The 2,077-nt window shown below is 70.2% G+C and carries 1 protein-coding gene and 1 pseudogene; both read right to left on the reverse strand.

Annotated elements, in window-relative coordinates; translation table 11 throughout:
- Positions 1-1,735 (reverse strand): alpha-glucosidase (locus tag FNQ90_RS20840; protein ID WP_182607761.1); only part of this gene is annotated, 1,735 nt, incomplete at its 3' end.
- Between the two features lie 198 nt (positions 1,736-1,933).
- Positions 1,934-2,077: pseudogene (locus FNQ90_RS20845) on the reverse strand (L-2-hydroxyglutarate oxidase); the annotation flags it as partial.

Here is a 2,077-nt window from a genome sequence, read left to right on the forward strand (position 1 = left end):
TCCCGACCCTGCGACGGTGCACCCGGGCCTCCCGGGGCGCGAGGGTCGGGCGAGCCTCCAGCGGCCCGTGACCGGGAACGTTGGCGATGACCTCCTCCGTGCCGGCCCACCCCTCCGGCAGTTCCACCTCCACGTCCCGGCCGGTGAAGTTGGCCAGTACCAGCAACTCGGTGCCCCCCGCCGGGTACCGCCGGGTGAAGGCGTACACCTCCTCGCTGTCCGCGAACAGCAGGTGGAAATCGCCGTGTGTCACCGCCGGCTCGGTGTGCCGCAGCCCGATCAGCCGGCGGTAATGGTGGAACACCGAGTCCGGGTCCGCCACCTGGGCCTCGGCGTTGATCTCCCGGTGGTTCGGATTGACCGGCATCCACGGGGTGCCGGTGGTGAAGCCCGCCCGGGGGGAGGCGTCCCACTGCATCGGCGTGCGGGCGTTGTCCCGACTGCGGGCACGCAGAGCGGCCATCACCCGCTCCGGTTGCTCTCCCGCCGCGACCTCCTCCCGGTAATGGTTCAGCGACTCGATGTCGCGGAACTCCCCGATCCCGGCGAAGGGGGCGTTGGTCATGCCCAACTCCTCGCCCTGGTAGACGTACGGGGTGCCCCGGTGCAGGTGCAGGACGGTGGCGAGCATGGTGGCCGAACGGACGCGGTGTTCCGGGGAGTCGTCCCCGTAGCGGGAGACCACCCGCGGCTGGTCGTGGTTGCAGAAGTACAGGCTGTTCCAACCCACTTCCGCCAGACCGTGCTGCCACCGGGCGAACGACGCCTTCAGGTCGGTCAGCCGCAACGGGCGGAGGTCGAACTTCCCCGCCGGCCCGTAATCCAGCCCCACGTGCTCGAACTGGAAGACCATGTCCACCTCCCGCCGCGCCGGATCGGTGAACAGCCGGGCCTCCTCCACCGTGACCCCCGGCATCTCCCCGACCAACAGGAGGCGTTCGGGGTGCCCGGCGAAGACCTCGCGGTGCATCTCGGCCAGGAACTCGTGGATGCGCGGCCCACACACGCAGTGCGGGTCACGGTCGCCGTACCGTGCCCCCGGGGGGACATGACCGTCCGGCAGTTCCGGGTCCTTGGAGATGAGGTTGATGACGTCCATCCGGAAGCCGTCCACCCCGCGGTCCAGCCACCACCGCATCATTTCGTGGATCGCCCGCCGGACCCGCGGGTTCTCCCAGTTGAGATCCGGCTGCCGCGGGGAGAACAGGTGCAGGTGGTACTCACCGCCGGCCGGGTCGAGGGTCCAGGAGGGACCGGAGAAGAAGGAGCCCCAGTTGTTCGGCTCCGCACCCGGGGCACCCGGTTCCATGCCGGGCCGCGGTGGTCGCCACCAGTACCAATCGCGCATCGGCCCGTCGGGGCCGCCGTCCCGTGAGGCGACGAACCACGGGTGCTCGTCGGAGGTGTGGTTCACCACCAGGTCCATGACCAGCCTCATACCGCGCCGGTGCACCTCGGCCAGCAGTTCGTCGAAGTCCTCCGGGGTGCCGAAGGTGGGGTCGATGCCGCGATAGTCGCTGATGTCGTAACCGTTGTCGTCCCGGGGCGAGGGGTACACCGGTGACAACCAGATGACGTCCACCCCCAGCCGCTCCAGGTGATCCAACCGGGAGGTGATGCCGGGCAGGTCCCCGACGCCGTCCCCGTCGGAGTCGGCGAAGGAGAGCGGATAGATCTGGTAGACCACCGCCCTCCGCCACCAGGGGTCCTCGGAAACGACGTCGATGCCGGACATCACGACCACCTCGCGGGGTGAGGGGGAACGGGGACACCCCGGCGTGGCCGGCGTTCCGCGCCGCTCCGCCAGGGGCCCCTCCAGTGAACCCCGATCCCTGCCCCGCCGACGCCTCCGGGCAGCCGGCGTGTCGGCCCGGTGCACCCACCTCCCCCGGGACCGGGGAAGTCGACGACGTCCTGTTCCTCCTCGGATGCCTCACAAGCCCATCGCGTCGACGATGTGCTCGGCGATGGCCATGGAGGAGGTGGCGGCGGGGGAGGGGGCATTGCGCACGATGGTCACCTCGCCCGAGTGGTGCACCCGGAAGTCATCCACCAGTGTGCCGTCCCGGTCCAGTGC

This window comes from Streptomyces alkaliphilus, from assembly GCF_014141535.1.
In the GTDB taxonomy this organism is placed as follows: domain Bacteria; phylum Actinomycetota; class Actinomycetes; order Streptomycetales; family Streptomycetaceae; genus Streptomyces; species Streptomyces alkaliphilus.